Origin of the sequence: Hydrogenophaga sp. YM1, assembly GCF_016903055.1 — a bacterium.
In the GTDB taxonomy this organism is placed as follows: domain Bacteria; phylum Pseudomonadota; class Gammaproteobacteria; order Burkholderiales; family Burkholderiaceae_C; genus Hydrogenophaga; species Hydrogenophaga borbori.
On record NZ_CP070223.1, the window covers coordinates 4,100,317 to 4,123,221 of the forward strand.

Here is a 22,905-nt window from a genome sequence, read left to right on the forward strand (position 1 = left end):
GCCCCGCCCCCCGCGCGGGTCGCTCACCAGGGCGGTGGCGAGCGCTCCAGCGCACTCTCCATGGCCGGCAAGGCCAGCAGGCCCGCCTCCAATTGCGCCTGCAGGCCCGACTGCAAGGCGGCCACGAGCGCGGGCGCCACGCGGGCCGGCACCTGCTGCAGCAGGCCTTGTGCCGTGGCCAGGTCGTTCAGCTCACCCAGCAGCGCCTGCGCCTCGGCCAGCGTGGCGGTGCTGCGCGCGGCGCGCTGGGGGTCGAGCAGGCCGATCAGGAACTCCTGCGTGTAGCGCAGCTTCTTCAGCGCCAGGCGCAGCTCGTGGCGGCCATCGGGGCCCAGGCGGCGCGCGTCGCGCGCCTGTTCGCGCAACCGCGCATGGCCGGCGCGCAACCGGGCCACCGCCCAGCGCGGCAGGTTCACGCGCGCGCGCGGCACCGGCAGCGCGAACACCGAGCGCGTGAAGGCCAGCAAGGCCAGGGCGTGCGCCGGGTCGGCCAGCCGGCGCGCCACCGCGAGGTTGGCCGCGCGGCGCTGGGCGTCCACCCAGGCGCGCAAGGCCTGGGCCTCGGCGCGGGTGTCGCTGTCGGGCAGGCGATCGGGCAGCCATTCGGTGGCGAAGACGTCCCAGTTGCGCGCCGCGCCCAGCGCGTCGGCCAGGCCCTTCCAGTGCGCCGACCAGTGCGCCACCCAGCGGCGCGGCAGGTGCTCGCGAAACAGCCGCAGGCCGGTGCGCAGGCGGCGCAGGGCCACGCGCAGCTGGTGCACGAACTCCGGGTCGGGCAGCGGCGCGCCGGCCAGCGGCAGGTCGGCGAGCGCGCGCGGTTCGGCCTCGTTGGCCTGCAGGTGCGTGAGGCAGGCCAGGCTGGCGGCCTGGAAGGACTCGCGCACCGCCATGTCGCGCGCCAAGGCCAGCGGCGTGGCGCGCCGGGGCATGGCGGCCTGGCCGGCGAACAGGGCGTAGCCGCGCTCGGCCTTGCTGCGCGGCTCGGGGTGAAGGCGCAGCGCGCGCGCCGCCTGGCCCTCGGGGCCGAGCGCCAGGGTGTGCGCCAGGTCGAACAGCGCGTCGACCGGGCCGTCCAGCAGCTCCAGCTCCACCTCGAGCAGGCGCTCGCGGCGCGCGCGCCGGCCGCTGCCCACGCTGATGTGTCCGTCGTCGACGGCCAGCTCGATGCGCGCACCCGCGTGTTCCACCACCACGGCGCGGCGGACGAAGTCGGTGCGGAACACCGCGCGCAGCCGGGGCGCCCAGTCCTGCAGGGCGGCGGCCAGCGCGGGCTCATCCACCACGCGCGCGAAATCGACCCGCCCGCGCGGCTTGGGCACCTCCCATTCGCCGCGCCGCGACAGGCCGCCCACGGTGCTGCCCGAGGTCTTGACGGTGAGCCAGCGCCGCGCGCCCACGCGGCGCTCGCGCAAGGCCAGGCGCGCCTCGCGCAGCGCCAGCTCGGGGGTGTCGAAATAGGTGTTGAACAGGCGCTGCCCCGCGCGCGGCAGGCCGCCCAGCAGCGGGTGGGCCAGCAAACGCGCGGCGTCCTTGGGGTGCAGCGCGAGCTTGAGCTCGGTTTCCTGGGGCATGGGTCGATCAGACCACAGTTCCCCTGAAGCCCGCCACCTTACAGCCGGTTACCACGCGGGCGCTGCCTCGGCCAACAATGGCCGCTCGCGCGCCACGGGAGCGCGGTGTCTCGTTGCGTTGGAGACAAACATGAACACGATGTCCTGGATGCGCGCCGCGCTGGGCGCGGCCCTGCTGGGCTTGCTGGCCGCCTGCGGCGGGGGTGGTGGCGGCGATGGCGACGGCGGCAGCGGCACCCTGCGCGTGGCCCTCACCGACAACCCCGCGTGTGGCTACGACGAGGTGGTGGTCACGGTGAACGAGGTGCGCGTGCACACCGCCGACGCGCCCGACAGCGACCCGGGCTGGCGCTCGATCCCCGTCGACCCGCCCCAGCGCGTCAACCTGCTGGACTACACCAACGGCGCCCTGCTCGACCTCGGGCAGGCGCGCGTGCCCGCGGGCACCTATACCCGCCTGCGCCTGGTGCTGGCGGCCAACACCGGCGCCCAGGCCGACCGCAACTGGATCGTGCTCAGCGGCAACCCGGGCGTGAGGGTGCCACTCAAAACCCCGAGCGGCCAGCCGTCCGGCCTGAAGGTGCAGACCAGCCTGGCGGTGCAGCGCAACGGCCTGACCGACGTGGTGATCGACTTCGACGCCTGCCGGTCCGTGGTGGTGGCCGGGAATTCGGGCCAGTACCTGCTCAAGCCCGTGCTGCGCACGCTGCCGCGTGTGGAGACCGGCGTGATCGGCGAGGTCTCCCTCGCTGCGGCCACGGCGGGCGCCAGCGTCTCGCTGCAGCAGAACGGCGAGGTGCGCCGCGCCACCGTGGCCGACGCCAACGGACTGTTCAAGCTGCAACCCGTGGAGCCGGGCGAGTACACGCTGGTGGTGGTCACGCCCGGGCGGGCCACGGCGGCGGTGCGCCAGCTGCAGGTGTTCAGCGGCCAGCTGGTGCGCGCCGCGCCGGCCGGCCAGCGCATCGACCCGCCCGCCTCGGGTACGGCCATCTTCACGGGACAGGTCTCGCTCACGCCCGTGCCCACCGAGCTCGACGCGACCGTGGCCCTGCGCCAGACGCTCACGGCCGGCGACACCCTCACGTTGGTGGAGCGGCCCGTGAACGCCGTCACCGGCGAATACGCCTACACCGGCAACGCGGTGGCGGCGCCGCAGGTGGCCCAGCACGCCGCCGGCAACAGCCTGAGCTTCTCGGCCGACAACGCGGCGGCGGGCCACTTCACGCTGCGCGCCACCACGGGCGGTGTGAGCAAGACCGCCGGTCCCCTGACCGCGGCCGCCAGCGACACCATCGACCAGGATTTCGTTTTCCCCTGAACCGCAGAGCCTCAAGCCATGCCCATTCCCTCCCGCTCCTTGTCCGCCCTCGTACTGGGCGCCGCCCTGGCCCTGGCTGCCGCGCCCACGCTGGCCGAGAAACCCCCGCACGCCGGCGGCGGCAAACACGGCCAGTCCGAGGAGAAACACAAAGGTGGCAAACCCCACAAGGGCGATGACCGTGGCGATCGCGACGGCGGCACCCGGTATGTCCGTCCCGATGGCGACCGGACGAACCTCTCGGTGAACGTGCAGATCGGCGGCTACTTCACCGACACGCAGCGCCGCGCCGCCGTCGAGTACTACGAGCCCCGCTGGCGCGCCGGCCACTGCCCGCCCGGCCTGGCGAAGAAGCACAACGGCTGCATGCCCCCCGGCCAGGCCAAGAAGTGGCACCGCGGCGCGCCGCTGCCGCGCGACGTCGTCTACTACCCCGTGCCGGACGCCATTTCCATCCGCCTGGGCGTGCCGCCAGCGGGCCACAAGTACGTGCGCGTGGCCACCGACATCCTGCTCATCGCCATCGGCACCGGCATCGTGGTCGACGCCATCGAAGACCTGGGCCGTCTGTGAAGCCCGCGCTGGCCGCCGCGGCGCTGCTGGTGACCGCATCGGCCGGGCTCGCGCAAGCACGCGGCGACGCCGCCCCCGCCGCCGCCGCCGAGCCGGCATCGGCACCGCGCGACGACGTGGCCTTGCAGGCCAGCCGCGACTACCTCATCGGCGCCGCCATCGGCTCCTCGGCCAACCCGCTGGGCACCGCCGAGCAGAAGCTCTCGCTGGGCGGCATCTGGGCCTTTCAGCTCGGGCGCTGGCGCTTCGCCAGTTCCGGCGCCAGCGCCCTGCTCAACCAGGGCCGCGAAACCGTGGACAGCGGCGTGAGCACCCAGCTCGCGCGCGGCGACAGGCTCACGCTCAACACCTCGCTCTCGATCGACGAGGGCCGCGACTGGCGCGACGAAAAGGACCCGCGCTACCACGGCCTGGGCAAGGTGCGCGCCACCGTGCGCGGCCGACTCACCCTCGGCCTGACGCTCAGCGAACACTGGAGCCTGACCAGCCGGGCCTCGCAGGACCTGCTGGGCCGCGACGGCGGGCTGCGCCTGGACACGGGCCTGAACTACCGCCACCGCCTCTCGCGCGACACGCACTGGGACCTGTCCTTCGGTGCCGGCTGGGCCAACGGCACGTTCCGCCAGACGCACTACGGCATCGGCCCCGAGGGCGCCGCGGCCACCGGGCTGCCCGCCTACGCCATCGGCTCGGGCTGGGACAGCCTGTCGCTGGGCTGGCGCCTCACCTCGGCCATCAACCGGCACTGGGTGGGCTACGCGGGCCTGGGCGTGGCGCAGCTGCAGGGCGCCGCGCGGCGCAGCCCGCTGGCCACGCGGCCCACCACCTTCAGCGCGGGCCTGGGGCTGGCCTACCGCAACCGCTGAGACGGGTGGGCTTCATGCGCCGCCGGCCTCAGAGCAGGCGCTTGAGGTAACGCCCCGTGTGGCTGGCCGGGTTCGCGGCCACGGCTTCCGGCGTGCCCTGCGCCACCACGGTGCCGCCGCCGGTGCCGCCCTCGGGGCCCATGTCGATCACCCAGTCGGCGGTCTTGATGACGTCCAGGTTGTGCTCGATCACCACGATGGTGTTGCCCGCGTCGCGCAGCTGGTGCAGCACCTTGAGCAGCAGCTCGATGTCGGCGAAGTGCAGGCCGGTGGTGGGCTCGTCCAGGATGTAGAGCGTGCGCCCGGTGTCGCGCTTGGACAGCTCCAACGCGAGCTTGACGCGCTGCGCCTCGCCGCCCGACAGGGTGGTGGCGGCCTGCCCGAGCTGGATGTAGGACAGGCCCACGTCCAGCAGGGTCTGCAGCTTGCGCGCCAGCGTGGGCACGGCGCCGAAGAAGGCGTGCGCCTGCTCCACCGTGAGCTCCAGGATCTGCGCGATGTTCTTGCCCTTGTAGAGCACCTCCAGCGTCTCGCGGTTGTAGCGCTGGCCGTGGCAGACCTCGCAGGGCACGTAGACGTCGGGCAGGAAGTGCATCTCGACCTTGACCACGCCGTCGCCTTGGCAGGCCTCGCAGCGCCCGCCGGCCACGTTGAAGCTGAAGCGGCCTGGGCCGTAGCCGCGCTCGCGCGCGGCCGGCACCTCGGCCATCAGCTCGCGGATGCCGGTGAACAGGCCGGTGTAGGTGGCCGGGTTGCTGCGCGGCGTGCGGCCGATGGGCGACTGGTCGACGTTGATGACCTTGTCGAAGTGCTCCAGGCCCTCGATGGCGTCGTGCGGCGCCGGCTCGTCGTGCGAGCGGTAAATGGCGCGCGCCACGGCGGCGTAGAGCGTGTCGTTGACGAGCGTGGACTTGCCCGAGCCCGAGACCCCGGTGACGCAGGTGAACAGGCCGACCGGGAAATCCACCGAGACACCGCGCAGGTTATGGCCCTTGGCGCCGAGCACGCGGATCGCCTGGCCGCCATCGGCGGCCGAGGCCGGCGGCGCGGCCGCCGCGCGGCCCCTGGCGCTCGGGAAGCGCGGCTTGACGGGTTCGGCCGGCGCGGTGGCCGCGCGCGCCGGCTGCCAGGGCGTGCGCCGGGCCGGCACCTCGATGCGGCGCGTGCCGCCCAGGTACTGGCCGGTGAGCGACTCGGGCACCGCGACCACGTCCTCGCAACTGCCCTGGGCCATCACGCGCCCGCCGTGCACGCCGGCGCCCGGGCCCATGTCGATGACGTGGTCGGCGGCGCGGATCATGTCCTCGTCGTGCTCGACCACGAGCACGGTGTTGCCCAGGTCGCGCAGGTGCTGCAGGGTGCCGATCAGGCGGTCGTTGTCGCGCTGGTGCAGGCCGATGCTGGGCTCATCGAGCACGTACATCACGCCGGTGAGGCCGCTGCCGATCTGGCTGGCCAGGCGGATGCGCTGGGCCTCGCCACCCGAGAGCGTGTCGGCGCTGCGGTCCAGGCTGAGGTAATTCAGGCCCACGTCGTTGAGGAAACTCAGGCGCTGGCGGATTTCGTGCACCACGCGGCCCGCGATCTCGCCCTTGGCGCCGCTCAGCGCGAGCGAGGCGAACCAGCGCAGGGCCTCACCCAGCGTGACGTGGCCGATCTCGAAGATGGCGCGGCGCTGCGCGCCCTCGCCCACGAAGACGTGGCGCGCCTCGCGGCGCAGGCGCGCGCCGCCGCACTCCGGGCAGGGCCGCGTGGCGCGGTAGCGCGCGAGTTCCTCGCGCACGGTGGCGCTGTCGGTCTCGCGCCAGCGCCGCTCGAAGTTGCGCACGATGCCCTCGAAGGCGTGCTTCTTGTTCACGCGCTTGTTCGCGCGCTCGCCGCCGTCCAGCGCGTACTGGAAGCGGATTTCCTCGTCGCCCGAGCCGAACAGCAGCACCTGGCGCACCGCCTCGGGCAGCGACTCCCAGGGCGTGTCCACGTCGAAGCCGTAGTGCGCGGCCAGGCTCTCGACCAGCGAGAAGTAGTGGCCGTTGCGCCGGTCCCAGCCCTTGATGGCGCCGCTGGCCAGGCTGAGCGAAGGGAAGGCGACGATGCGCGCGGGATCGAAGAACTCGGTGTGGCCCAGGCCGTCGCAGGTGGGGCAGGCGCCCAGGGGCGAGTTGAAGGAGAACAGGCGCGGTTCGAGCTCGGCCACGGTGTAGTGGCACACCGGGCAGGAGAAACGCGCCGAGTGCGCGTGTTCCTCGCCCGATTCCATGTCGAGCGTGAGGGCGCGGCCGTCGGCCAGGCGCAGCGCGGCCTCGAAGCTCTCGGCCAGGCGCTGGCGCTGCGTGTGGGTGCCGGCGGCATCGGCCTCGGCGCGCACCTTCAGGCGGTCGATCACGACGTCGATGTCGTGCTTGTCGTTCTTCTTCAGCGCCGGCAGGGCCTCGGCCTCCACCACCGCGCCATCGACGCGAAAGCGCACGTAGCCGCGCGCCTGCATGTCGGCGAACAGCTCGGCGAACTCGCCCTTGCGCGCGCGCGCCACGGGCGCCAGCACCATCAGCCGCGTGCCCTCGGGCAGGGCCAGGGTGGCGTCCACCATCTGGGCCACGCTTTGCGCGGCCAGCGGCAGGTCGTGGTCGGGGCAGTGCGGCGTGCCGGCGCGCGCGTAGAGCAGGCGCAGGTAGTCGTGGATCTCGGTCACCGTGCCCACGGTGGAGCGCGGGTTGTGGCTGGTGGCCTTCTGCTCGATGGCGATGGCCGGCGCCAGGCCTTCGATCAGGTCCACGTCGGGCTTGTCCATCAACTGCAGGAACTGCCGCGCGTAGGCCGACAGGCTTTCCACGTAGCGGCGCTGCCCTTCGGCGTAGAGCGTGTCGAAGGCCAGGCTGGACTTGCCCGAGCCCGACAGCCCCGTGATCACCACCAGCCGGTGCTTGGGGATGTCGAGGTCGATGTTTTTGAGGTTGTGCGTGCGCGCGCCGCGCACCGACAGCGTGGCGCCGCGCAAACGCATGGCGTCGCCGAGGTAGCGGGCGTCGGCTTCGGCCACCTTCGGTGGGGCGGCGGTATCGCCCGGGCGCGGGTCGGTGGGCGGCATATCGGCGGGCGGGATCAGGTTCAAGGCGCGGTTCGTGCAGGGCAACCGGGCATGATAAACCGCAGCGCATTCGCGCCCCGGACCGCCTAGCCCGGGGCCGCCAGACCCCAGTCGGCCAGCGCGTCCTCCCCGCCACCGCCCCGGGGCACCGGTGGCCCCGCCACCGCCCCGGGCGTGCGCGAGAAGCGGGGCACGGGCGCCGGCTGCAGCACGCCGTCGAGCTCGAGCAGGCTGCCGCGTGCGTGCAGGTGCGCGTGGCGCATGGCCTCGGCGATGGACAGCACCGGCGAGACGCAGGCCTCGGTGCCCTCGAACACCTTCACCCAGTGCTCGCGCGGGTGCTGGGCGAACAAGGTCGCCAGGCGCGCGCGCATCGCGGGCCAGGCGCTGCGGTCGTGTTGCGGCGGCAGCGCGTCCGGCGACAGGCCCAGGCCCTTGAGCAGCGCGGCGTAGAAGCGCGGCTCCAGGGCGCCCACCGCCACCGCCTGGCCGTCCGAGGTGGCGTAGCAGCCATAGAAGTGCGCGCCGCCATCGAGCGCGTTCGCCTCGCGCTGATCGCGCCAGGCGCCGCTTTGCCAGCGGCCGATCACCGGCGCCAGCAGGGCCAGCGAGCCATCGACCATGGCGGCGTCGACCACCTGGCCCTGGCCGCTGGCGCGCGCTTCGTGCAGCGCGGCCAGCACGCCGAAGGCCAGCACCAGGGCGCCGCCGCCGAAGTCGCCCACCAGGTTGAGCGGCACGGACGGCGGCCCGTCGCGCGGGCCGATGGCGTGCAGCACGCCGGTGGTGGCGATGTAGTTGATGTCGTGGCCCACCGTGTCGGCCAAGGGCCCGTGCTGGCCCCAGCCCGTCATGCGGCCGTAGATCAGCTTGGGGTTGCGCGCCAGGCATTCGTCGGGCCCCAGGCCCAGGCGCTCCATCACGCCGGGGCGCATGCCTTCCAGAAGAATGTCGGCCCGCTCGGCGAGGCACAGCGCGCGCTCGACGCCGGCGGGGTCCTTCAGGTCGATGACCACGGAGCGGCGTCCGCGCGCGCTCAGCTCGAAGCGCGGGTCGCGCGGGACACCGAGCTCGGGCGCCGCCGGCCGGTCCACCCGCAACACGTCGGCGCCCAGGTCGGACAGCAGCATGGCGGCCAGCGGCACCGGGCCGATCGCCTCGATCTCCAGCACGCGCAGGCCGGCCAGCGGGCCTTGCCGCGTCATGGCGGGCACTCCCCAGGCGCGTGGGCGGACGGTCGAAGGCAAGGGGTCGAGGGCATGGCGCGGCCGGTGTGGAGCGCCCATCAGGCCACCGCCCCGGCGCGGGCGCAAGGCGCCGTTTCGCACATCGAAACACCGTCTCGACTCGGCCTGCCCCGCGCCGCATGATGCCGCGCAAAGGCCCGCACCATGAACCACCCCACCCTCTTCGGCGACCACTTCCTGCACCGACTGACCAGCGACGAACAGGCCATGGTGCTGCGCGTGCGCGGGCTCTGCCGCGACACCCTGGGCCCCAAGGCCGCCGAGGTGGCCCAACAGGACGTGTTCGCCTGGGACAACTTCCGCCTGCTGGCCCGCGAGGGCATCGTGGGCACCGCCTTTCCCCGCGCCTATGGCGGCAGCGACGCGCGCCAGCAGCTGCGCATCCGAATCATCGAAGAGCTGGGGCGCGTGTGCAGCACCTCGGCCTCGCTCATCACGGGCACCGACCTGTCGACGCGCGCCATCGTGGCCGGCGCCAGCGAGGCCCTGAAGCAGCAGCTGGTGCCCGGCCTGTGCACCGGCGAGCTGCAGGCCGCCTTCGGTCTGACGGAACCCGAGGCCGGCTCCGACGTGCGCGGCCTCAAGACCGTGTTCCGGCGCACGCCCGGCGGCTACAGCATCACCGGCCGCAAGAAGTTCATCACCCGCGCCAGCACCGCCGACTGGTTCGTCATCGTGGGCTGCGCCGAGGACGAGCCCTCGACCTTCCTGGCCGCGCTGGTGCCGCGCGACGCGCCCGGCTTCACCATCAGCCCCGACGTGGGCAAGCTGGGTTGGTACGGCGTGCCCATCGCCTCGCTCAGCTTGACCGAGGTGGCCGTGCCGGCGTCTCACCGCCTGGGCGCCGAGGGCGAGGGCTTCAGCCTGGCGCAGGACGCCCTGCTGCGCGCGCGCATCGGCCACGCCGCCATGGCCCTGGGCCGCGCGATCGGCGCGGTGGAGATCGCCGCCGCCTACGCCCTCGACCGCAGCGTGTTCGGCAAGACCCTGGGCGAACACCAGGGCGTGCAATGGATGCTGGCCGACATGGCGACGCAGATCGAGGCCTCGCGCGCGCTGCTGTCGCTGGTGGCCGAGAAGTACGACCGCGGTGACGCCGACGTCGCCACCTACGCCTCCATGGCCAAGCTGCAGGCCACCGACCTGTGCATGAAGGTCGTCACCGACGCGCTGCAGCTCACCGGCGGGCGCGGCTACCTGCAGGACTTTCCCCTGGAGCGCTTCTTCCGCGACGCCAAGCTCAACCAGATCGGCGAAGGCTCCAGCGAGGTGCACAAGACCGTGATCGGGCGGGACTGGGTGCGCCGCGCGCGCGGCGCCGAACGCAACCCCTGCCTGCACGAAGGCTCCCTGGTGGACTACTGATTCAAGCCAACACGCCATGCCCCAAGCCAACACCCCCATCCCCCCGCGTTTTCGCGCCGTCCGCACCCATGTGGTGGACGGTCGCACCGAGAGCCGCCTGGAAGAGCTCACGCTGGACGATCTCAGCCCCGGCGAGGTGGTCATCCGCAACCGCTACGCGGGCGTGAACTTCAAGGACTGCCTGTCGCTGCATGGCAAGGCCAAGATCATCACCGGCTTCCCCCGCGTGGCGGGCATCGAGCTGGTGGGCGACGTCCTGCACTCGGACGCCGCCGCCTTCGCCCCGGGCCAGACCGTGCTGGTGCACGGCTTCCAGACCGGCATCGCCTTCGACGGCGGCTTCTCCGAGATCGTGCGCGTGCCCGCGGCCCACGTGCAGGCCCTGCCCGCCGGCCTGACGGCCCTGGAGTGCGCCGCGCTCGGCGTGCCGGCCTTCACCGCGGCCATGGCACTGGAGCGCTTCCAGATGGAAGGCCTGCGGCCGGACTCGGGGCCCGTGGCCATCACCGGCGCGGGCGGCGCCGTGGCCCTGAACGCGCTGGGCATCCTGGCCCGCACGGGCCACCGGGCCACCGCCATCACGCGCCGCATGGAGCAAGCCGAGGCGCTGCGCGCGGCCGGCGCCAGCGAGGTGCTGGATGCCACGCAGATCCTGGCCGCGCCACCGCGCGCGCTGGAGAAGCCTCAGTTCGCGGCGGCCATCGACAACGTCGGCGGCCCCATGTTGTCCTGGCTGCTGCGCTCCACCCAGGACCAGGGCTGCGTGGCCTGCGTGGGCAACGCGGCCAGCAACGGCTTCGACGGCAGCGTGCTGCCCTTCATCATGCGGGCGATCAAGCTGGTGGGCATCGTGGCCAACGCGCCCTGGGAGCAGCGCCACCGCCTGTGGGCGCGCCTGGGCAGCGACTGGAAACCCGACTTCGACCGGCTGAACCCGCAGCTCGGCTTCATCGGCCTGGACGAACTGCTGCCCTTCAGCGAAGCGCAGCTGGCGGGCCGCAATTCGGGCCGCGCCCTGCTGCGTTTCGAGGGGGCCTGAGCCCATGAGCACCACCACCCGCCCACGCGGCAAATACTTCGACGAGTTCGCGGTCGGTGACCGCTTCCAGACCGCGCGGCGCACCATCACGCCAACCGACATCGTCAACTTCGCCGGCGTCTCGGGCGACTTCAACGCCCCGCACATGGACCACGAGTTCTGCCGCACGCAGCCCTATGGCGAGCCCATCGCGCACGGCCCGCTGGTCTTCGCGGTGTCCACCGGCCTGCTCTGCCAGTCCGGCCTGAACGACGGCACGCTGGTGGCCATGCTGGGCATCGACAAGTGGCGCATCCACGCGCCGGTGAAGGCGGGCGACACCGTGCACCTGGTGATGGAGGTGATCGAGACGCGCCCCACCAGCAAGGGCGACCGCGGTGTCGTCGGCTTCCGGCGCGAGATCGTGAACCAGCACGGCACCGCGGTGCACACCATGGAGGTGCAGTGCATGTACCTCTGCGACCCGGACCGCGCGCCGACGAACTGAGACAAGGGCGCGGTTCGCCACCGCGCCCATAGAGGCCTCAGGGCCTCAGATCACACCCTGCGCCCGCAGCCGCTCCAGCTCATCGGCGCCCACGCCCAGCGCGCCATACACCTCGGCGTTGTGCTCGCCCACCGACGGCCCGGTGCGCGGCACGTTCATTTCCCGGCCCACCACGCGCGGCACGATGCAGGGCGCGGGCAGGCTCCCGAAATCGGGGTCCGGCAGGCGCACGATGGCGCCGCGCGCGATGAAGTGCGGGTCCTGCTCGATGTCTTCGATGGTGTAGGCCTTGCTGAAGGGAATGCCCGCGCGTTCGAGCCGCTCGGCCAGCGCGGCGTAGTCGTGCCGCGCGAACCACCCGCCCAGGTGCTCGTCCAGCGCCACCAGGTGCTTCACGCGCGCCGGGTTGGTGTTGAAGCGCGGGTCGCTGGCCAGCTCGGGCTCGCCGAGGGCCTCGCACAGGCGCGCGAAGATCGCGTTCGACGAGGCCACCAGCGAGAAGAACTGGCCGTCGCGGCTGCGGTACATGTTGGACGGTGCCGTGTAGCTGGCGCGGTTGCCCTCGGGCCGGCGCACCTGGCCCAGCCGCTCGTGCTCCACCGGCAGGCAATCGAGCAGCCGGAACAGCGCCTCCGTGGCGGCCAGGTCCACCTCCACGCCCTTGGCGTTCGGGTCGCCGCGCAGGCGCACCATCTCCGACGCAATGGAGAAGGCGCAGAACAGGCCCGCCACGGCATCGCCGACCGGGAAGTTGCTGTGCAGCGGCGGCCCGCCGGCTTCGCCGGTCAGGTTGGTGAAGCCGCTCATGGCCTCGAAGATGCGCGCGTAGCCCGGCCGCGCCTTGTACGGCCCGGTCTGCCCGAAGCCGGTGAGCCGCACCACCACCAGGCGCGGGTTGGCCGCGTGCAAGGTGGCGATGTCCAGGCCCCAGCGGTCCAGCGTGCCGCTGCGGAAGTTCTCCACCAGCACGTCGAAGCGCGGGAGCAGGGACAAGAACAGCTCGCGCCCGCGCGCCTGGCGCACATCGAGCGTGATGCCGCGTTTGCCCCGGTTGGCCACCTTCCACCACAGCGGCACGCCGTCCTGCACCGGCTGCAGGCCGCGCAGGGCGTCGCTGCCATCCGGCAGTTCCAGCTTCACGACCTCGGCGCCATGGTCGGCGCACAGGGTGGCGCCCATGGGGGCCGCCAGCACGGTGGCCATGTCGAGGATGCGCACGCCCGCGAGGGCGCCTGCTGAGCGGGGGGTCGGGGTCACGGTGAGGTCCTTGGGTCTGTGGCCGCGGTCGGCCGCGCCACGCCGTTGTGCCAGAGCCTTTCGCTGCCCACAATCGATGTTTCGCACAGCGAAACAGCCGTTTACCCCGTCTTTCGAAGTACCCATCATGGCCACCAAGCAAGCGAAACGCCGCATGACCTCGATCACGCTCCCCGGTCTCGTCGATCCCCACGACCTCGCGGAGGACCGCCAGTTCTCCATGAACCTGGCGCGTGGACTCAACGTGCTGCGCGCCTTCACGGTGGCGGATCCGGTGCTGGGCAACCGCGAGATCGCCGAGCGCACCGGCCTGCCCAAACCCACGGTCTCGCGGCTCACCTACACGCTCACGCTGCTGGGCTACCTCACGCGCGATCCCGCGCTGCAGAAGTACCGGCTGGGCAGCGGCGTGCTGTCCCTGAGCCATCCCGTGCTCGCCGGCGCCCAGGTGCGCCAGGTGGCGCGGCCCTTCATGGAGCAGCTGGCGCGCGCGACCGGCTGTTCGGTGAACCTGGGCATGCGCGACCGCGCCGACGTCGTGTACCTGGATGCCGTGCGCGCCGACAAGGCCAACTACCACTGGCCCGACATCGGCAGCACCCGCCCGCTGCTGGCCTCGGCCATGGGCCGCGCGCTCATCCAGAGCCTGCCCAAGCCGGAGCAGACCGCGATCCTGAACTACCTCAAGGTGCACGACCGCGAGATGTACGACAAGCACCGCGCCGCCTGGGAGGCCGACCAGAAGCTGTTCGCCGCCCACGGCTTCTGCCACTCGCGCGGCGACTGGCGCAAGGACGTCCACGCCATCGCCGCGCCCATCCGCCTGCCCGCGCGCGAGCAGCCGGTGGCCATGAACTGCACGCTCATCGGCTACAGCCTGCCCAAGGACAAGCTCTCGCGCGAGGTGGCGCCCCTGCTGCTGGAAGCGGTGCGCCAGATCGAGCTCGCCTACGGCGTTCGCGCCACCAACTGAGAACCCGCCGCCATGATCCGAGACCCCGACGCCTTTTCGACGCTGCTCGCCGAAGTCCGTCGCTTCGTGCGCGACGAGTGCATCCCCGCCGAAGCGGACGTTGACCGCGAGGACCGCATCCCCGAGCCGCTGGTGGAGCGCATGCGCGCCCTCGGGCTGTTCGGCCACAGCATCCCCGAGGCCTATGGCGGCGCCGGCCTCACGAGCGAGGAGCTGTCGCTGGTCAACATCGAGGTCTCGCAGTGCGCGACCGCCTTTCGCGCCCGCTTCGGCGGCAACACCGGCATCGCCTCCGAGTCACTGGTGGTGGACGGCACCGAAGAACAGCGGCGCCAGTACCTGCCGCGGCTCGCCAGCGGGCAGCTGACCGGCTGCTTCGCCCTCACCGAGCCCGAGGCGGGATCGGACGCGACCGCGCAGAAGACCGTGGCCGTGCGCGATGGCGGCGACTACCTGATCACGGGGCGCAAGTGCTTCATCACCAACGCGCCCCTGGCCAACCTGTTCACCGTGTTCGCGCGCACCGACCCGCAGGGCAAGGGTGCCCGCGGCATCACCGCTTTCCTGGTCGAGCGCGGCGCGCCGGGCCTGTCGACGCCCGAGGCCTACCGCAAGATGGGCCAGCACGGCTCGCCCGTGGGCGAGGTGGTGCTGGAGCGGGTGCGCGTGCCGGCCAGCGCCATCGTCGGCGGCCCCGAGATGGAAGGGCAGGGTTTCCGCACCGCGATGCGCGCCCTGAACAAGCAGCGCATCAACCTGGCGGGCCTGTGCATCGGCCCGGCCATCCGCCTGGTCGACGAGATGGTCGCGCGCGCGGCCAGCCGCCGCCAGTTCGGCCAGGCCATCGCCGAGTTCCAGCTGGTGCAGCAAATGATCGCGCAGAGCAACACCGAGGTGCACGCCGCGCGCGCCCTGCTGCTGGAGACCGCGCGCAAACGCGACGACGGCCTCGACGTGACCATGGAAGCCTCGATGTGCAAGCTGTTCGCCAGCGAGATGTGCGGCCGCGTCGCCGACCGGGCCGTGCAGGTGTTCGGCGGCCAGGGCTACATCAACGACAACGTGGCGGAGCGCTTCTACCGCGACGTGCGCCTGTTCCGGCTGTACGAAGGCACGAGCCAGATCCACCTGACCAATATCGCCAAGCGGACCATGGCCATGGCCGCGACCGATTGACCCCACCACAACCAGGAGACAAGCATGACCCTCAGCCGCCGCACCCTGCTGGCCAGCGCCGCCAGCGCACTGGCCTTGGCCACCGCGCCGTCCTTCGCCCAGGACGGCTTCCCCAACAAACCGGTGCGCATCATCGTGCCCTTCTCGGCCGGCGGCATCGTGGACTCGATCGCGCGCGCCATCGCGGACAAGCTGTCCGCGCGCTACCCGCAGCCCGTGATCGTGGAGAACAAGACCGGCGCGGGCGGCTCCATCGGCACCGACTTCGTGGCCAAGTCGAACCCGGACGGCTACACCCTGCTGCTGGTCAGCCCGGGCTACGCCGTGATCCCCAGCCTGCAGAAGAACGTCACCTGGAACCCGGTGCGCGACTTCCGCTCTGTGGCCGGCATCGGGGTGGTGCCCAACATCATCGTGGTGCACCCGAGCGTGGCGGCGAACACCTTGCCGGAACTGATCGACCTGGCCAAGAAAAGCAGCGCGCCGGTGACCTATTCCACCGCCGGCATCGGCACCTCCAACCACCTGGCCGGCGAGCTGCTCGCGCAGGAGGCCGGCATCAAGCTGACCCATGTGCCGTACAAGGGCCAGCCCGACGCTTTGAACGACCTGCTCGCGGGCCGCGTGAACATGATGCCGCTGACGGCGGCGCTGGCCATGCAGCACGTGAAGGCGGGCAAGCTGCGCGCCCTGGCGGTGACCACCGCGAAGCACGCCAGCGCCGCGCCCGACCTGCCCACCGTGGCCGAGGCCGCCAAGCTGCCAAACTACGACGTCGGCACCTGGTTCGGCCTGGTGGCCCCGGCCAAGGTGCCCGAGCCCGTCATGCGCAAGCTGTCCGCCGACGTGGCGGCCGTGCTGGCCATGCCCGACATGAAGGCCAAGTTCGAAGGCATGGGCATGGAGTTCGCGCCGCAGAGCGGCCCCGACTTCGACGCCCTCGTGAGCAGCGAGTTCACCCGCTGGGGCCGCGTCATCAAGCAAGCCGGCATCGAACCCCAGTGATGGCGCTGCGCACCCCGATCTGCGAGCGCCTGGGCGTTCGCCACCCGATCTTCGGCTTCTCGCACTCCGTCGACGTCGTGGTGGCCATCGCCCAGGCCGGGGGCTTCCCGGTGCTCGGCCTGGCACGCGAGCTGCCGCACGAGATCCCGCACATCCTGCAAGACGTGCAGCGGCGCATGGGCGACATGCCCTACGGCATCGACCTCATGCTGCCCAGCCGCGTGCCGCAGGCCGCCACCATCGACGAGCTGCGCGGGGCGTTGCCGGCCGAGCACCGGGACTTCGTGCAGGGGCTGCGCGAACGCTTCGACGTGAAGCCGCCGGTGAAGCCCAGCTTCTTCACCACGCAGGTGCGATCCGAGGCGCTGTTCAACGAACAGATCGAGGCCGTGCTGGCGTCCAACTGCCGCGGCGTGGCCACCGCCATCGGCCTGCGCGCCGACCTCATCGAACGGGCCAAGGCGCGCGGCAAGCTCACCTTCTCGCTGGTGGGTTCGGTGCGCCACGCGCGCAAGGCCATGGAGATGGGTGTCGAGGTGCTGGTGGCCCAGGGCTACGACGCCGGCGGCCACACGGGCCCTGTCGGCACCCTGTCGCTGCTGCCGCAGGTCATCGCCGTGGCCGAGGGCCGGCCGGTGCTGGCCGCCGGCGGCATCGGCACCGGCGAACAGGTGCTGGGCACCATCGCCATGGGCGCGCAGGGCGCCTGGCTGGGCACGCTCTGGATGGCGGCGCGCGAGAACCACACGCCGGCGGCGCTGCTGCAGCGGCTCGTGGACAGCGCGAGCGAGGACACCCTGATCACGCGCGCGCACAGCGGCAAGCCCTGCCGCGTGGTGCGCAGCGAATGGATCGACGCCTGGCAGCAACCCGGCGCGCCGCGGCCGCTGGACATGCCGCTGCAGCAGGTGCTGACCGGCGACGTCTTCGCCTCCATGCACGAGCACGGCGATCCGCGCCTGATCTACGAAGCCGCCGGCCAAAGCGTGTTCGCCATCCGGGGCGAGACCACCGTGGCCGAGCAGATGGCCGGCCTGGTGGATGGCATGGAGCGGGCCTGGAGCCGCCTTGAGCGCCTCACGGCCTGATCTGCGCGCGCTGCTGGCGCCGCGCTCCATCGCCGTCATCGGCGCCTCCACCGAGCCCAACAAGGTCGGCGGCATGCCGATCCGGCTGCTGCTGCGGCACGGCTACACGGGCGCGATCTACCCGGTGCACCGCACGGCCCCGGAGATCCAAGGCCAACGCGCCTACGCCTCGCTCGATGCGATCGGCGCGCCGGTGGACCTGGTCCTCGTCGCGGTGCCCGCCTCGGCCTGCGACGATGCCATGGACCAGCTGGTGCGCACGGGCGCGCGCGCGGCGATCGTCTTCAGCTCCGGCTTCGCCGAGGTGTCGACGGACGGGGCGCGCCAGCAGCGGCGCCTGGGCGAGCGGGCGCGCGACGCGGGCATCGCCCTGCTGGGCCCGAACTGCCTGGGCGCCATGAATTTCCACGAGCGCCTGTTCGCCACCTTCTCGCCCGTCGTGCTGGACGACGCGCCTGCCAGCGGTTCTGTGGCCCTGGTCAGCCAGAGCGGCGCCTTCGGCGGCTACGCCTACACGCTCGCGCGGCGGGCCGGCGTGGCCATCGGCCACTGGATCACCACCGGCAACGAAGCCGGCGTGCAAGCGGCCGACGCGATCGACTGGCTGGTGCGCGAGCCGCGCTGCCACGCCATCCTGGTGTACCTGGAAGGGGCGCGCGACCTGGGCCGGTTGCGCGAGGCCCTGCTGGCCGCACGCGCGGCGGGCAAGCCGGTGACGGCGGTCAAGGTGGGCCACACGCCGGCCGGCGCCCGCGCCGCCCAGCTGCACACGGGCAGCGACACCGGCGATGCCGAGGTCTACCGGAACCTGTTCGAGGCCTGCGGCGCGCGCCAGGTCTCGCGCATCGGCGAGCTGTTCGGCGACGCGGCGCGGCCCGGCGCGGTGGCCGCCCCCGCGGCCGGTCAGGCCATCGCCCTGTTCAGCGTCTCGGGCGGGGTGGGCATCATGATGGCGGACCGCGCCGAGGAGCTGGGCCTGCGCCTGCCGCCGCTGCCCGACGCGGCGGCGCAGCGGCTGAAGCAGGCCATCCCCTTCGCGTCCACGCTGAACCCGATCGACGTGACCGGGCAGGTCTTCGCGCAGCCGGCCGTGCTGGTGCAGTCGCTGCACGACGCCGCCACCTGCGGCCAGTACCGCGCGCTCGCCGTGTTCCTCGCGGCCGCGGCCCAGGCGCCGGGCGTGTGGCCGCTGCTGCAGGCAGGCATCGCGCGGCTGCGCGCCGAACCGGCGGCGGCGCGGCTCGTCCTCAGCGGCATCCTCGGCGCCGAGCAGCAGGCCTGGCTGCGCGCGCAGGGCTGCGAGGTGTTCGACGAACCCGCCCGGGCCGTGGAAGCGGCGGCGGCCTGAACCGGCGCCGGCGCGCGGGGCCGAATCCGGCCGGCCGCCGACCTGCCCGCGCCGATCACGGACAATGCAGGGTTGGCCTGTCGACCCCCTTGTCCGCCTTGACCGCTTCGCGCACCGCCCCCTCCCCCTCCGCCCCGCCTGTCGATCAGCACCGCATGACGTCCGGCGAACGCCGCGCGAGTGCGGCGCTGGCCGCCATCTACGCCCTGCGCATGCTGGGCCTGTTCATCGTGCTGCCGGTGTTCGCGCTGGAAGCGCGGCGCTACCCCGGCGGCGACGACCCGGCCCTGATCGGCCTGGCCATGGGCATGTACGGCCTCACCCAGGCCTTCCTGCAGGTGCCGCTGGGCATGGCCTCGGACCGCTTCGGCCGCAAGCCGGTGATCCTGCTGGGCCTGGCGGTCTTCGCCGCCGGCAGCGCGCTCGCGGCCTGGGCGCCGTCGGTGCACTGGCTGCTGGCGGCCCGCGCGCTGCAAGGCGCGGGCGCCATTTCCGCGGCCGTCACCGCCTTGCTCGCCGACCTCACGCGCGACAGCGTGCGCACCAAGGCCATGGCGCTGGTGGGCATCAGCATCGCGCTGATGTTCGCGCTGTCCCTGGTGGCCGCGCCGGCGCTGGTGCCGCATGTCGGCTTGTCGGGCCTGTTCCTGATCACGCTGGCGCTGAGCCTGGCGGCCATGGCGGTGGTGGCCTGGGTGGTGCCGCCCGAGCCGGCCCGGCAGGCGCACGCGCCGCGCGCCAGCCTGCGCGAGGTGCTGGGCCAACGCGATCTGCTGCGCGTGAATGCCGGGGTGTTCGCCCTGCACGCGGCGCAGATCATGACCTGGCTGTCCGTACCGGCCCTGCTGGTGCAGGCCGGGCTGGACACGGCGCGGCATTGGCAGGCCTATCTGCCGGCGCTGGTGGTCTCGCTGCTGATCGTCGGCGGCTTCCTGTTCCGGCTGGAGCGGCGCGGCCATTTCCGCGCCGTCTACCTCGGCACCATCGCCTTGCTCGGCGTGGTGCAGCTGGGGTTTCTCGCCCAGCTCCACCAGCCCAGCCTGCCGCTGCTGGGGGTGCTGCTGTGCCTGTACTTCGTGGGCTTCAACACCCAGGAGGCCAGCCAACCCAGCCTGGCCTCCCGGCTGGCCAAGCCCCATCAGCGGGGCACCGCGCTGGGGGTCTTCAACACGCTGATGTCGCTCGGCATCTTCGTCGGCGGCTCGCTGGGGGGCCTGGTGTCGCGCGCGTGGGGCGCGCCGGGCGTCTTCGGCGCCAGCGCCGCGATCCTCGCCCTCTGGCTGCTGATCGCCTGGGGTATGCGCCCCAGCGCGGCCGCGCACTGATCAGCGCGGCGGCGCGGGCAAGGGGCCGGGCTCGCTGGGGGGCTCCGCTTCGGGCGGGCGGTCGGTGTCCGGGTCCAGCTGGGGGTCGGCTTGCGGCGGAGCGGTCGCTTCGGCCGCCGGCTCGGCGTGGGGCGGGGCAGTGCCCGACCGCTGCGCGTCGGGCTCCGGCTGCCTGGCCGGCTCGCTGGGCAGATCCGAGTCCGGCGCCGCGGTGGTTGCCGCGCGCGGGCGCAGCTTGCGCACCATCATCCCGGCCAGCGCGGAGTACAGCGGCCGGCTGATCAGGCGCGCGACCAGACTGGCGAGCATGGCCGACGCCATCAGGCTCAGCACCATGGAGCGGCCGTTGATCATCTCCATCACGATGATGAAGGACGTGAGCGGGGCCTGCGTGGTGGCGGCCAGGAAACCCGCCATGCCCAGCGCGATCAGACTGGGTGCCAGCAGGCGGGCGTTGTCGCCGCCCAGCAGCATGGCGATGTCATGACCAATGCCGCCGCCGATGGACAAGGAGGGAGCGAAGATGCCTCCGGGCACGCCGCTCCACGAGGTCAGCCAGGTCGCGACCAGCTTGAGCAGCACGTACAAGGGCGAGGTCTCGGCCTCGCCAGCGAGCATGAGCCGGACCTGTTCGGCGCCCGCGCCGAACGTGGCGCCGCCGGTGACGAGCCCGATGACCGCCACCCCCATGCCGGCCACCGCGGCGAATCGCACCGGATAGCGCCGCCGGTAGGCGCTGACGCGGTCGGGCAGGCCTTGCAGCGACGCGGCCAGCAAGCGGCTGAACAGGCCGCCGAGCACGCCGCACACCAGCGCCACCAGCAGGCCCGGCCAGAAGGCTTGCCAGCTCAGGCGCGGCACTTCGATCGAGCCGAAGTAGGTGAGGTTGCCGAACACCGAGATCGCCACCAGACCCGCCACCACGATGGCGGCGATGATGAGCCCGTTGTTGCGCGACTCCATCTTCTTCGACAGCTCTTCGATCGCGAAGACGACGCCGGCCAGCGGCGCGTTGAATGCGGCGGCCATGCCGGCGGCACCGCCGGCCACCAGCAAAGCGTGCTCCCCCATCGCCGACCCGGGGCGCAGCCACCGGCGCGCATCGTGCATGACGCCGGCGGCCACCTGCACCGAGGGCCCTTCCCGCCCCGCCGACAAGCCCGCCAGCAGCCCCGCGACACCCAGCACGATCTTGGCGAAGGTCAGCCTCAGCGACACCAGGCCCGCCCGCATGCCGGGCGTGATGCCGGGGTCCAGGGCCGCCATGACCTGCGGGATGCCCGAGCCGCCCGCGCCCGGCGCGAAGCGGCGCGTGCACCACACGATGAGGGCCGTGAGGCAAGGCGTCCACACCAGCACGGCCCACGGCGCGCGCCCGTGCAGGTGCTTGAACAGCTCGAAAGCCGCCTCGCTCAGCCAGGTGAACGCCACCACGAACAGCCCGGCGACCACGGCATAGGCGAGCACCACGCTGCGATCGACCCAGGCCCTCAGATCGGAAAATTCATCCTGCAGGTTCTGGAAGAAGTCGGGCTCGCGCTGTCTCATGAAGGCCGATTATTCCCTTCGCGGCAAATCGCACCGGCGCGCCCGGGTGCATGCGGCACAATCCTGCGGCCGGCCGCGTGCCACACGCGGCCCCAACCGACACGCAAGGAATTCCCATGGCATCCGTCAACAAAGTCATCCTCGTGGGCAACTGCGGCCGCGACGCCGAGATCCGCTACCTGCCCTCCGGCCAGGCCGTGGCCAACGTGAGCATCGCCACCTCCAGCCGCCGCAAGGACCGCAACACCGGCGAGACCGTGGAAGAGACGCAGTGGCACCGCGTGACCTTCTACGACCGCCTCGCCGAAATCGCGGGCGAGTACGTCAAGAAGGGCCGCCCGCTGTACGTCGAAGGGCGCCTGAAGTACGGCAAGTACACCGACCAGGGCGGCGTCGAGCGCAACACCGTGGACATCATCGCAACCGAGATGCAACTGCTCGGCGGCCGTGAAGGCATGGGTGGCGGCGACGACGGCGGCGCCCCACCGCGCGCCGCAGCGGCGCCCCGAGCGGCGGCGCCCGCTGGCCGCCCGGCCCCGTCGCCCCGCCCCGCGCCGGCGCCGGCGCGCCAGCCCACGGGCTTCGACGACATGGACGACGACATCCCTTTCTGAATTCGCGCAAACCGCGTAATCTGGCCCACCGCAACGGTGGGTTTTTTTTGGCCGCACGGCCCCGGCAGCTCAAAAAAATTGATGCTTATGGAGTAAATACCGCTGCAATCTGTTGACCAATTGATTATTCTCGACGGGGTTTTAACTGTTCATCTCAAGAGGTTCTCATGGTCCGGGTTGTTGTTGCTGAAGACCACGCACTCGTTCGCCAAGGCATCGGCATGCTGCTGCAGTCCGCTGGCGACTTTGATCTGGTGGCCGAAACGGCCAAGGGCAGCGATGTCGAACTGCTGGTGCAGTTCCACAAGCCCGACCTGCTGCTGCTCGACCTGGCCCTGTCGGACAGTTCGGGCGTCGAGGTGGCACGGCGCGTGCGGCGCGTGGCCCCCAACCTGCGCATCCTGGTCGTCACGGGCAACGTCTACCCGGGGTCGGTGGCCAATGCCTTCGGTGCCGGGGTCAACGGCTTCGTGCTGAAGCACGAGCAGGGCGCCGAACTGCTCGACGCGATCCGCGCCGTCATGGAGGGTCGGCGCTACATCAGCCCTCAGGTGGCGAAGGGTCTGGACAGCTCCGCCAACAAGCGGCCCAACGCTCAGGGCCTGCCGCAGACACTCACGCAGCGCGAGCAGCAGATCGTGCGCATGATCGCGCGCGGCGGCACCAACCAGGAAATCGCCGACGCGCTGCACATCAGCGTGCTCACGGCGCGCAAGCACCGGCAGAACGTGATGCTCAAGCTGGGCCTGCACAACGGCGCCGAGATCGCGGCCTACGCGATGCAGTCGGGGCTCATGGAAGCCCCCGACGTCGGCTCCAACCTCTGAGCATTCGCGCCCTCGTTCTCAGAGGGAAACCGGGTCGTCGGGACCCGTGTTCACGAGCGAAAAATCAAAATAGTGCTCGCGCATTATTGAGACAGACGCCCCGCGTCCGGATACTGAAGTCCATGTTGAACGTGCGTGCAGCCTCCCTCCGACCAGCGCACGAACGCTCACTCACCAACGAGGTGGAACC

At 72.1% G+C, this 22,905-nt stretch carries 19 protein-coding genes; 14 read left to right on the plus strand and 5 right to left on the minus strand.

Annotation, left to right across the window (positions count from 1 at the left end; translation table 11 throughout):
• Positions 1 to 23: 23 nt before the first annotated feature.
• Entirely contained in the window at positions 24 to 1,571 is a 1,548-nt protein-coding gene (locus JNX00_RS19325; RefSeq protein ID WP_204743304.1) for a CYTH and CHAD domain-containing protein, read from the minus strand.
• Between the two features lie 130 nt (positions 1,572 to 1,701).
• Between JNX00_RS19325 and JNX00_RS19330 the strand changes: the two genes are divergently transcribed.
• Genes JNX00_RS19330 through JNX00_RS19340 form a run of 3 tightly spaced genes read left to right on the plus strand, consistent with a single transcriptional unit; the run spans position 1,702 to position 4,331 of the window.
• Positions 1,702 to 2,892 (plus strand): DUF4382 domain-containing protein, encoded by a 1,191-nt coding sequence (locus JNX00_RS19330; RefSeq protein WP_204743306.1) that lies wholly within the window; start codon positions 1,702 to 1,704, stop codon positions 2,890 to 2,892.
• A gap of 18 nt (positions 2,893 to 2,910) precedes the next feature.
• The gene (locus JNX00_RS19335) at positions 2,911 to 3,465 is read left to right on the plus strand and encodes an RcnB family protein (RefSeq protein ID WP_070399460.1); all 555 of its coding nucleotides are present in this window, start codon (positions 2,911 to 2,913) and stop codon (positions 3,463 to 3,465) included.
• Positions 3,462 to 4,331 carry a MipA/OmpV family protein gene (locus tag JNX00_RS19340; RefSeq protein WP_083293195.1) on the plus strand — a complete coding sequence of 290 codons (870 nt, stop codon included), beginning with the start codon at positions 3,462 to 3,464 and terminating at the stop codon, positions 4,329 to 4,331. Before JNX00_RS19335 ends, JNX00_RS19340 begins: the two co-directional genes overlap by 4 nt.
• A gap of 28 nt (positions 4,332 to 4,359) precedes the next feature.
• Here JNX00_RS19340 and uvrA read toward each other — a convergent pair whose 3' ends face one another.
• Entirely contained in the window at positions 4,360 to 7,332 is a 2,973-nt protein-coding gene (gene uvrA, locus JNX00_RS19345; protein WP_239478351.1) for an excinuclease ABC subunit UvrA, read from the minus strand.
• Positions 7,333 to 7,502: 170 nt separating this feature from the next.
• A complete protein-coding gene (locus JNX00_RS19350; protein ID WP_204743308.1) occupies positions 7,503 to 8,621 on the minus strand; it encodes a CaiB/BaiF CoA-transferase family protein in 1,119 nt (372 codons plus the stop codon).
• Between the two features lie 186 nt (positions 8,622 to 8,807).
• Between JNX00_RS19350 and JNX00_RS19355 the strand changes: the two genes are divergently transcribed.
• Genes JNX00_RS19355 through JNX00_RS19365 form a run of 3 tightly spaced genes read left to right on the plus strand, consistent with a single transcriptional unit; the run spans position 8,808 to position 11,554 of the window.
• Positions 8,808 to 10,028, plus strand: a complete 1,221-nt coding sequence (locus JNX00_RS19355) for an acyl-CoA dehydrogenase family protein (protein WP_204743310.1) — start codon at positions 8,808 to 8,810, stop codon at positions 10,026 to 10,028.
• A gap of 16 nt (positions 10,029 to 10,044) precedes the next feature.
• A complete protein-coding gene (locus tag JNX00_RS19360) occupies positions 10,045 to 11,067 on the plus strand; it encodes a YhdH/YhfP family quinone oxidoreductase (protein ID WP_204743312.1) in 1,023 nt (340 codons plus the stop codon).
• 4 nt (positions 11,068 to 11,071) lie between these two features.
• A complete protein-coding gene (locus JNX00_RS19365) occupies positions 11,072 to 11,554 on the plus strand; it encodes a MaoC/PaaZ C-terminal domain-containing protein (protein WP_070399455.1) in 483 nt (160 codons plus the stop codon).
• A 45-nt stretch (positions 11,555 to 11,599) separates the two neighbouring features.
• On the opposite strand, the gene JNX00_RS19370 is transcribed toward JNX00_RS19365, so the two are convergent.
• Entirely contained in the window at positions 11,600 to 12,811 is a 1,212-nt protein-coding gene (locus JNX00_RS19370; protein ID WP_070399454.1) for a CoA transferase, read from the minus strand.
• A gap of 154 nt (positions 12,812 to 12,965) precedes the next feature.
• Between JNX00_RS19370 and JNX00_RS19375 the strand changes: the two genes are divergently transcribed.
• The 6 genes from JNX00_RS19375 to JNX00_RS19400 all read left to right on the plus strand — a co-directional run bounded on the left by JNX00_RS19375 (position 12,966) and on the right by JNX00_RS19400 (position 19,726).
• Positions 12,966 to 13,784, plus strand: coding sequence for an IclR family transcriptional regulator (locus JNX00_RS19375; protein ID WP_070399453.1), 819 nt, complete (start codon positions 12,966 to 12,968; stop codon positions 13,782 to 13,784).
• Positions 13,785 to 13,796: 12 nt separating this feature from the next.
• Entirely contained in the window at positions 13,797 to 14,960 is a 1,164-nt protein-coding gene (locus JNX00_RS19380) for an acyl-CoA dehydrogenase family protein (protein WP_204743314.1), read from the plus strand.
• Between the two features lie 24 nt (positions 14,961 to 14,984).
• On the plus strand, positions 14,985 to 15,965 hold the full coding sequence (locus JNX00_RS19385) for a tripartite tricarboxylate transporter substrate binding protein (RefSeq protein WP_070399451.1): 981 nt from the start codon (positions 14,985 to 14,987) through the stop codon (positions 15,963 to 15,965).
• Entirely contained in the window at positions 15,965 to 17,053 is a 1,089-nt protein-coding gene (locus JNX00_RS19390; protein WP_239478181.1) for a nitronate monooxygenase, read from the plus strand. The genes JNX00_RS19385 and JNX00_RS19390 overlap by 1 nt, the downstream gene beginning before the upstream one ends.
• On the plus strand, positions 17,034 to 18,401 hold the full coding sequence (locus JNX00_RS19395) for a CoA-binding protein (RefSeq protein WP_204743316.1): 1,368 nt from the start codon (positions 17,034 to 17,036) through the stop codon (positions 18,399 to 18,401). Before JNX00_RS19390 ends, JNX00_RS19395 begins: the two co-directional genes overlap by 20 nt.
• Before the next feature lie 155 nt (positions 18,402 to 18,556).
• Complete coding sequence (locus JNX00_RS19400; RefSeq protein ID WP_070399448.1) at positions 18,557 to 19,726, plus strand: MFS transporter; 1,170 nt, start codon at positions 18,557 to 18,559, stop codon at positions 19,724 to 19,726.
• On the opposite strand, the gene JNX00_RS19405 is transcribed toward JNX00_RS19400, so the two are convergent.
• A complete protein-coding gene (locus tag JNX00_RS19405) occupies positions 19,727 to 21,274 on the minus strand; it encodes a chloride channel protein (RefSeq protein ID WP_204743318.1) in 1,548 nt (515 codons plus the stop codon). It abuts the gene before it with no gap.
• 116 nt (positions 21,275 to 21,390) lie between these two features.
• Between JNX00_RS19405 and ssb the strand changes: the two genes are divergently transcribed.
• Positions 21,391 to 21,888: a single-stranded DNA-binding protein gene (gene ssb / locus JNX00_RS19410; RefSeq protein WP_070399447.1), complete on the plus strand. Its 498-nt coding sequence runs from the start codon at positions 21,391 to 21,393 to the stop codon at positions 21,886 to 21,888.
• Between the two features lie 167 nt (positions 21,889 to 22,055).
• Positions 22,056 to 22,715 carry a response regulator transcription factor gene (locus JNX00_RS19415; RefSeq protein WP_070399446.1) on the plus strand — a complete coding sequence of 220 codons (660 nt, stop codon included), beginning with the start codon at positions 22,056 to 22,058 and terminating at the stop codon, positions 22,713 to 22,715.
• Positions 22,716 to 22,905: the final 190 nt, after the last annotated feature.